This window comes from Segatella albensis DSM 11370 = JCM 12258, from assembly GCF_000426565.1.
GTDB classification, from domain to species: domain Bacteria; phylum Bacteroidota; class Bacteroidia; order Bacteroidales; family Bacteroidaceae; genus Prevotella; species Prevotella albensis.
This window is the reverse complement of record NZ_KE384543.1, coordinates 12291-20202: the sequence shown is the minus strand read 5'-3', so window position 1 is coordinate 20202 and position 7912 is coordinate 12291. Positions and strand designations below refer to the sequence as shown.

Below are 7912 nucleotides of genomic sequence, written 5' to 3'. Positions count from 1 at the left end.
CCTGCACCTCCTGCAACTATTAATACATCTATATTCTTTACAAACTCATAATTTAAGAGTTGTCCATCTTCTATTAAAGAGGCTTGAATAGATGTACAACCTCCACCGCCTGCCATAGATTCATTATCGTTATGGTCCCATTCACCATCACCACCTCCATTCCAACCACCTTTATTTCTTGATTGGAATTGTCCATCATCTCCTTTTCCTCCAACAGACACATATATAACTTGATTTGCATTCATGCTGTAGTAGCCATAACTATATCCTCCTTTACCATATACGTGAGATAGAAGATTACCGTCTCCCATTTTACATCCAGATGCTGCACCCCACACTTCCAGCTTATAATCTCCACTTATGGGTGCTGTAAAAGTCTGCACACTTCCCGTGTGTTTGTACTCCAGCAGCTACCAAAAAGAAAATATTTAACAGCAGGAGAGTATATAATAAGAGTGTGTCAATAATCAAGTAGACATTGACACACTATTTATTATAGGCTTGGTGATATCCATGAAATTATACAATAACCATTACCACTATGCCCTATTTCTGTACCACCTCCAGGTTTTGGCATCACTGAACCACCATCTATCATTACAGCATTAGTAAATACCTTACCACTATAATGATTAGGTTGACCGGTATGAACAATATGATCTTCTATTGAAGATTCATCTATTGCATCACAGCCTGTATAACCAGAGATGAAGGAAGAACCGCCACCGCCACAGACATGGCCTCTACATGATGCACCTCCGCCATAATAGCCACCTCCGCCACCGGAACCGCCCTGATAGAATTCTAAATATGAATCACCACCAAACCCAAATCCTCCCTGATATAGTTTTGTATCTTTTACAGATATTCCTCCGATTGTTTCTGTTACCTCTTGACAATTTCCCGCATATGTTTGAGTTCCACCAGTTCCTCTATATCTCAGTTCTATATTGGGTCCTCTGTAATCTTGGCCATCAAATCCTACAAGACCACCTCCAGATCCAGCTTCTTCATTGGGCAAACCACCTCCAGTTCCAGCACCACCAGCGGCAACCATTATTCTAGATTTCAGAGAATTAAAATCATTCCAATTACCAGATATAATTCTTATATCTGTTGCGCCACCACCGCTACTCCCAACCTGTTCTTCACGAAAAGTTCCAGAACCTCCACCATTGTATCCTCTTGGATATGATTGAATAGTTTCCCCTCCTGTAATATAACTAGTATTAGGATGTTGACCGACATAAACATATAGAGAGGTTTGCTTTAATAAATTCAGGCTTCCTGATGTATATCCACCATCAGCACCAAAGGATATGTAATTAGGAGTTCGAAGTCCTCCTCCTTGCGCTCCCCAGCATTGAATTTTATAAGTAGTCGATAGAGGCGCAGTAAAAGCTTGCACACTTCCCGTGTGTTTGTACTTTCAATAATATATAAAAGAAAATATTCAACAATATTAGAGTGCATAATAAACAAAGAGTGCACCAATTGTCGTATTGACTTTTGATACACTCTTTATATATTATGGTTATAGACTTGGCGATATCCACGATATTATACAATATCCATCGCCATAATGTCCTGTTTCAGTTCCTCCGCTAGGACTAGGCATTACAGATCCCCCCCCATTTATCATTACAGAATGAACAAACATATATCCACTATAATGGTTTGGCTGACCTGTATGAATGATATTATCTTCTGTAGAAGATTCACCTATCGCATCACATCCCGTATAACCAGAGATAAAGGAGGAGCCGCCTGAACCACGTATACCATTTTCATTATTTTCGTTTGATAATATTGCGCATCCACCATAATAACCGCCTCCAGCCCCTGCACGGCATCCATCTTGTCCTATTCCAAATTTGTATCCTGATGTTTGTGTTGCTCCTTGTGCTGCATTTGTCCAAAGCAAACTAGGGTAAGTATCTGTATAGTCCCGAGATTTTAATGCTCCACCATAAGAAGGCATACGTGAATTATCATCATCAACAACACTACCACCTCCTGCGGCAACCATTATTCTCGATTTCAAGGAATTAAAGGTGTTCCACTCCCCATTTTGTAGTCTAACATCTGTTGCTCCACCTCCTTGAGAATTATTAAAGTCAGCATTATAGCCCATTAAAACGAAGCCTCCACCTCCGTTAAACGTACCATTTGTGGGCTGATTAAAGGAAGGTCTTGAGCGTAGACCTTTTTGCCCAACATAAATATATAAAAGTAAATCTTTTGAAAAAGAAATTTCTCCACTTGTATATGCACCTTTACCTTGAAGATAACTATGGTCATCTATGTAATTTCCTCCACTTGCTCCCCAGCATTCAATCTTATAAGTAGTAGTCACTGGCGCCGTAAAAGTTTGCACACTTCCCGTGTGTTTGTACTATAACTGTTAGTTAAAAGAAAAGATTCAACAATAGAAGTAAAATAACGAACAAGGAGTGTATCAAAATCTATATGATGATTGATACATTATTTATATATCACACGTTCTTCTGTTGTTAATTATTTTCCACTTTGTAATATTCGCAGTACAAACACACGGGAAGTGTGCAGGAATTTACTGCGCCGGTTGCGACCAGTTATAAGATACAATGCTGGGGAGCAAGCGGAGGATTACCCCCAAAAGACGGTCATGCAGAAGGTTTTGCACTTGATTCTGGTAAAGGAGGCTATACATTGGGTACCATAAGTCTTCCAAATAATACTAGACTATATTTATATATAGGTGAGTCTGCAGATTATAATATACGTTATCAATCTAGTACCGGCTATGGGTTTACTTTTAATGGTGGAGGTTTTGGAGAATCGCCAGGTGGAGGTGCAACAGATGTTAGACTTATAAATAGTGAATGGAATAATTTTGAAAGTCTAAAGTCAAGAATTATGGTTGCAGCTGGCGGTGGAGGTGGATTTTATAGTGTAAATACTACTAACAGAGAACCTGGACATGCTGGAGGTTTGTCAGGAACAAATGCAAATTGTATATATTCTGGATCATCTCAAACAGGAAGCCCATCATCAGGATATTCTGGTGAAGGAGGCTCACAAACAATGGGTGGAAAGCATGGCACAGGCGCTTCAATAAATGTAAACATAGAATATGGAGATGGAGGATTTGGATTTGGTGGATTTGGATACTTTCAAACAGATATTTTTGCATCTTCAGGCGGAGGTGGTGGTTATTATGGAGGTGGACATGGCGTACATCCTGGTAATGGATGGACTGGTGGCGGTGGAGGATCATCTTTCATCTCCGGTTATACAGGATGTGATGCCATTTCCTCTGAGTCGACAGGAGATAATATAATCCATACAGGACAACCAAACCATTATAGCGGAAAAGTATTCACTAATCCTGTAATGATTGCAGGAAATGCAACTATGCCGAAACCTAACGGTGGAACAGAAACAGGACATAGTGGAGATGGATATGCAATAATCAGTTGGATATCACCAAGCCTATAATAAATAGTGTGTCAATGTCTACTTGATTATTGACACACTCTTATTATATTCTCTCCTGCTGTTAAATATTTTCTTTATGGTAGCTACTGTAGTACAAACACACGGGAAGTGTGCAAACTTTTACGGCGCCTTTGAATACCAATTATAGGATACAATGCTGGGGAGCAAGTGGAGGAAATTCAATTGTTGGACAAGGTGGTTGCGGAGGCTATGTCTCAGGAGAGATATCACTAACCAAAGATGGAAATCTTTATGTCTATATAGGTCAGAAAGGAAACGGAAGAAATCAATACTCATCCTCTTATATGTTTAATGGTGGTGGATATGCAAATAAAAACGATACACAATGTGGACTTAGTGGTGGAGGAGCTACAGATATAAGAACTTATAAGACCACTAATGGGGATTGGGATGATATAACGTCTTTAAATAGCCGTATCATGATTGCTGCTGGTGGGGGAGGATGTGGAAATGCTAGTTTATTATGTAGTTGCGCAGGTGGTTTAGAAGGGTATGATGGCGTTTACCCCAAATACCAGCAACATCAAGGGAAAGGTGCGACACAAACTGCAGGGGGTGCAGTCCCTACTCAATTTCAATCCGCTCAAAATGGAACTGCTGGTACATTGGGGAAAGGTGGTGTTGGTGGGCACAACATTGTAGATGAGCTTGGTGGTGGCGGAGGAGGTGGCGGAGGCCTCTATGGAGGAAGTGGATCGTCCGGTGCACATTCTACATCGTTTTTTGGTGGCGGTGGCTCATCTTACATATCAGGACATCCTGGATGTACTGATAAGACTCTAACATTTACCAATACTGTGATGATAGATGGTGCAGGCTATCAATGGACATCTACGAAAGGGGCACAAGTTGGTATTCCAACTATTGCAGATCAATCTATTAGACAGAACGGATATGTAGGCAATGGCTATTGTATAATTTCTTGGATATCACCTAGTCTATAACGTTATTAGCTATCATCTTTCGGGATCAAAATATATAGAAATAGGCTATATCAACAAAATTGTTGATATAGCCTATTATGTTATTGTGGTAGTTGTCGCCAAATTATGATTGCGTATCCATCACCTTCATGTCCTGTTTCTGTACCACCACTTGGACTTGGGAATATTTGATCTCCGCCTATAGTTTCTCCATTTGTAATTAATGTCGTATTAATATGGCCAGAACCTCCGCCACCACTATTGGAACTTTTGGTACTACCTCCGCCACCATACCATCCGCCACCTCCGGAACCGCCGCTATCTTCTCCGCTTATGACTGAGTCTCCACCACGTCCAAAAGTACCAGGATTTCCACCAATTCCGCCTGTAGTTTGTGTTCCACCTAGCCCTCCAATTGTCATATTTCCTTCAGCATGAGAGTCTCCGCCTATAGTTCCTCCACCATGGCCGCCCGTACCTACGTAATAATCAGAGCCTCCACCACCACCTGCAACTAATAAAACTTCAGATTGATAATTCTCATAGTTATACAATTCTCCTCTATTCGTTGTTGCAATATGAGTACACCCTCCGCCAACCTGTTGTCCACAACCACCTCCATTATATGCATATATACCCAATGGTGCACCACCATAAGCACTTCCCTTTTCGCCTGTACATATATAAAGGGCATCCTTTTCTTCCAACATTATATTTCCTACGCTATAGCCACCATAACCTCCTGTTTCTGAAGCAAACATACCGCTTGCTCCCCAAACTTCCAACTTATAATTTCCACTTATGGGTGCAGTAAAAGTCTGCACACTTCCCGTGTTTTTGTACTATTAATACTGACAAATTGAAAATATTATACAACGAATGGGTATTCAACATACAAAGAGTGTACCAATCATCATATAGTTTCTTGATACACCCCTTTTAATATGTTGTTATAGACTTGGCGATATCCAACTGATAATAGCATAACCATCTCCTGAGTGTCCTGTTTCTGTTCCACCGCTCGGACTTGCGAAAGTTTGGTCTCCAGCTATAGTAATCCCATTTGAAACAGAGCCCACATATCCAGATCCACCCGTTCCTGGACAATCTGACCATTTATCCGTGCGTTGACTTGCTGGTCCGCCGTAGAATCCACCACCTCCACCACCATTTCCTTCGGCATCTTTATCATGTGCTTGTATTTTTGTAACACCATCTTGTCCTTGCCCGAATGCATATCCTGAGGTTTGAGTAGCACCAGTTATGGTATATGTGCTAACACTATTAATGCCATTTCCACCATTTACACCTCCACCTACACCTGCTTTAGGACAATGCGCCGTTCCGCCTCCACCGCCTCCTGCAACTAAGAGCAGTTCTGACAGATAACTATCTTCATAGTTCTTTAATTCTCCACGGTTAATCAAAATGGCTATATGTGTTGCGCCGCCACCACCTGCACCACCAGAATATATGGATTGTACAGCATTTCCACCTTTGCCACCACCGTTATATCCTCCACTACCCCCGATTCCTTCTGAAGAATTTGAATTACCTTGTGATCCAACACAAACATATAAGTTATTTGATTCATTTAGACTTTTATTTCCAATCGAATACCCTCCTCCTCCTCCTAATTCATTCGGGCCTACATTTCCTCCGCTTGCTCCCCAGCATTGAATCTTATAACTGGTGCTTATTGGCGCTGTAAAAGTTTGCACACTTCCCGTGTGTTTGTACTACAGTAGCTACCATAAAGAAAATATTTAACAGCAGGAGAGAATATAATAAGAGTGTGTCAATAATCAAGTAGACATTGACACACTATTTATTATAGGCTTGGTGATATCCAACTGATTATTGCATATCCATCTCCACTATGTCCTGTTTCTGTTCCACCTTTAGGCTTTGGCATACTTGCGTTTCCTGCTATCATAATAGGATTAGTAAATACTTTCCCGCTATAATGATTAGGTTGTCCTGTATGGATAATATTATCTTCTGTAGAAGATTCTGCAATAGCATCACAGCCAGCATAGCCAGAGATAAAGGAAGAACCACCAGTCCCACCTGCATAATTATGATTAACAAGATTTCCCAAAGAATATCCATTCCAACTTACATTTCCACCATAATATCCGCCACCACCGCCACCTGCTCCTGCCAGATATCCATCTCTATCACGTGCTTTTCCTGCTGCATTTTCTCCTTTCCCAAAAATTGTGGATGTCTGAGTTGCCCCAGAACAAAATATTTCATCATTTTTATATATATTACCGCCATTAAGTCCGCCACCATAACCAGAATCATAAAAATAAACTGGACCTCCACCTCCAGCAGCAACCATGATTCTTGATATCAAGGAACTAAAATCACTCCATGTTCCACCTGTGAGTCTAACATCTGTTGCGCCACCACCTCCGCCACCTGTATCATCATCAATTTCATCCCAAGCACCTGAACCACCGCCATTATAGCCACCAGCACTATGTACACCAACGACGCCATCTTGACCTTTACTTCCAATATAAACATAGAGGAGTAAGTCTTTTGAAAAATAGATTATACCAGTTGTATATGCGCCAAACCCTTTTTTATTTATATATGTTTTTCCATTAGCTGTAGCATTACCTCCACTTGCTCCCCAGCATTCTATCTTATAATTGGTATTCAAAGGCGCTGTAAATGTCTGCACACTTCCCGTGTGTTTGTACTGGGAATATTACAAAGTGGAAAATAATTAACAACAGAAGAACGTGTGACATATAAATATTGTATCAATCATCATATAGACTTTTGATGCACTCCTTGTTTATCATTCCACTCCTATTGTTGAATCTTTTCTTTTTAAACACGTTGGTAGTACAAACACACGGGAAGTGTGCAAACTTTTACGGCGCCAGTTAATGGAGATTATAAGTTGGAAGTTTGGGGAGCAGAAGGAGATAGCTGGAAACCTAATATTTATCTTGGTGGAAAAGGTGGTTATGCGAAAGGCATTTATTCAATGTCGAAAGGCCAAAGCGTTTATGTTGCTATTGGAGGTGGAATAGGTGAAACTTGGAATGGGGCTGGTGTTGTTAACTCGGGTACGAATATATCACCTTCTGCAGGCGGTGCTACATCAATTCAAAGAAGTTTAATATCTGACGGGCAATTATATCATTATGAATCTGTAAAAGAAACGGAAGTTCTAATTGTTGCTGGTGGTGGAGGAGGTACAGAATGGGTTGTTGGCGGTTATGGTGGAGGAACAGTTGGAGGTGATGGTGGAAGTACAGGGTGTGATGGCTCGCCATTATATGGCGGAAAAGGTGGTACGCAAACTTCAGGTGGTAATTCTGCTACAATATATGCAAATACTAAGGAAATCTTTAATGGTTCCTTTGGAAGAGGAGGATACACTTCTGGAGGTGATGGTGGTGGCCAAGGTGGCGGTGGTTGGTATGGCGGAGGAGCTGCGGATTATGCAGGTGGTGGAGGTGGTG

9 protein-coding genes are annotated in these 7912 nt (G+C 41.0%); 3 read left to right on the top strand and 6 right to left on the bottom strand.

The window, feature by feature from the left end; genetic code table 11:
- The 3 genes from K333_RS13395 to K333_RS0111550 all read right to left on the bottom strand — a co-directional run.
- Positions 1-383: glycine-rich protein (locus K333_RS13395; protein WP_244870433.1), on the bottom strand; the 383-nt coding region annotated here is incomplete at its 3' end.
- 110 nt (positions 384-493) lie between these two features.
- Positions 494-1408, bottom strand: a complete 915-nt coding sequence (locus K333_RS13015; protein ID WP_081657269.1) for a glycine rich domain-containing protein — start codon at positions 1406-1408, stop codon at positions 494-496.
- 126 nt (positions 1409-1534) lie between these two features.
- Positions 1535-2377 (bottom strand): glycine rich domain-containing protein, encoded by an 843-nt coding sequence (locus tag K333_RS0111550; protein ID WP_081657268.1) that lies wholly within the window; start codon positions 2375-2377, stop codon positions 1535-1537.
- Between the two features lie 185 nt (positions 2378-2562).
- On the opposite strand from K333_RS0111550, the gene K333_RS0111545 reads away from it, so the two are divergent.
- Together K333_RS0111545 and K333_RS12550 are read left to right on the top strand one after the other, a co-directional pair.
- A complete protein-coding gene (locus K333_RS0111545) occupies positions 2563-3480 on the top strand; it encodes a glycine rich domain-containing protein (RefSeq protein ID WP_027452734.1) in 918 nt (305 codons plus the stop codon).
- Between the two features lie 110 nt (positions 3481-3590).
- A complete protein-coding gene (locus tag K333_RS12550) occupies positions 3591-4445 on the top strand; it encodes a glycine rich domain-containing protein (protein ID WP_051230987.1) in 855 nt (284 codons plus the stop codon).
- Positions 4446-4525: 80 nt separating this feature from the next.
- Here K333_RS12550 and K333_RS12790 read toward each other — a convergent pair whose 3' ends face one another.
- The 3 genes from K333_RS12790 to K333_RS0111525 all read right to left on the bottom strand — a co-directional run bounded on the left by K333_RS12790 (position 4526) and on the right by K333_RS0111525 (position 7119).
- Positions 4526-5248 (bottom strand): glycine-rich protein, encoded by a 723-nt coding sequence (locus K333_RS12790; RefSeq protein ID WP_024990727.1) that lies wholly within the window; start codon positions 5246-5248, stop codon positions 4526-4528.
- 126 nt (positions 5249-5374) lie between these two features.
- The gene (locus K333_RS0111530) at positions 5375-6145 is read right to left on the bottom strand and encodes a glycine rich domain-containing protein (RefSeq protein ID WP_027452732.1); all 771 of its coding nucleotides are present in this window, start codon (positions 6143-6145) and stop codon (positions 5375-5377) included.
- A 110-nt stretch (positions 6146-6255) separates the two neighbouring features.
- The gene (locus K333_RS0111525) at positions 6256-7119 is read right to left on the bottom strand and encodes a glycine rich domain-containing protein (RefSeq protein ID WP_027452731.1); all 864 of its coding nucleotides are present in this window, start codon (positions 7117-7119) and stop codon (positions 6256-6258) included.
- A gap of 186 nt (positions 7120-7305) precedes the next feature.
- On the opposite strand from K333_RS0111525, the gene K333_RS13010 reads away from it, so the two are divergent.
- A partial coding sequence (locus tag K333_RS13010; RefSeq protein ID WP_244870432.1) for a glycine rich domain-containing protein occupies positions 7306-7912 on the top strand: 607 nt, incomplete at its 3' end.